Source organism: Aquitalea sp. S1-19, assembly GCF_024343515.1.
Genome location: NZ_RJTZ01000004.1, coordinates 30,166 through 30,870, shown reverse-complemented (window position 1 = coordinate 30,870; position 705 = coordinate 30,166). Strand labels below are relative to the sequence as shown.

The following is a 705-nucleotide window of genomic DNA, read 5'->3' as shown; positions in this document are numbered from 1 at the left end:
TCAATCACCAGATTATCTATGCCCAGGCCGGCAAAAGCCGACATCAGATGCTCAATCGTGCCGATACGCACGCCGGTATCGGTCACCAGCGTCGAGGAGAGGCGCGTATCGTTGACCAGCGCAGGCTCGGCACGGACATCGACAACAGGATCAAGGTCGGTACGGCGAAACACGATGCCGCTATCCGGCGCGGCCGGGCGCAGGGTCAGTTTCACCCGTTCACCGGAATGCAGACCGACGCCGGTCGCCGTGACCGCTTGCGCCAGCGTTCTTTGCAAGATCATGTTTCGCCTTTTATTGCAGTTTGGACGGGCGAAAGTCTAGCACAGCGACTCGCGCAGGCCAGTTGATTCCTCCACACCGTCCAATAGGCTACCGCTATCAGTCTGCCTGTTTGCGCAAAAAGGTCGGGATATCGTAGCTGTCGCCCACTTCGGGATTGGAGAAGTCGGTCGAGGCCGGCGCGCGGCGGGTACGGCGGGTCACCCCACCCAGCGGATCGCTATCGGCATAGGGGGCAAAATCATCGGTACCGGTCTTGACGATCTTGATGTACTCCGGACGCTCTTCGCGCTGTACCTTCTTCTGGCCAAGGCCGGTGGCGATCAGCGTGACGCGGATCGCGTCTTCCGGCATGTCGTCGACTTCGGCGGTGCCGAATTTAACCTGCGCGTCTTCATCCGCATACTGGCGCACGATGGCCAT

Annotated in this window: 1 protein-coding gene and 1 pseudogene; both read right to left on the bottom strand. The window is 60.4% G+C overall.

Features of this window, described 5'->3' with window-relative positions; all coding sequences use genetic code 11:
* On the bottom strand, positions 1 to 281 hold a 281-nt coding region (locus EGI20_RS01205), incomplete at its 3' end, for a UDP-3-O-acyl-N-acetylglucosamine deacetylase (RefSeq protein WP_498628971.1).
* Positions 282 to 381: 100 nt separating this feature from the next.
* Positions 382 to 705 (bottom strand): annotated as a pseudogene (locus EGI20_RS01200) (cell division protein FtsZ); the annotation flags it as partial.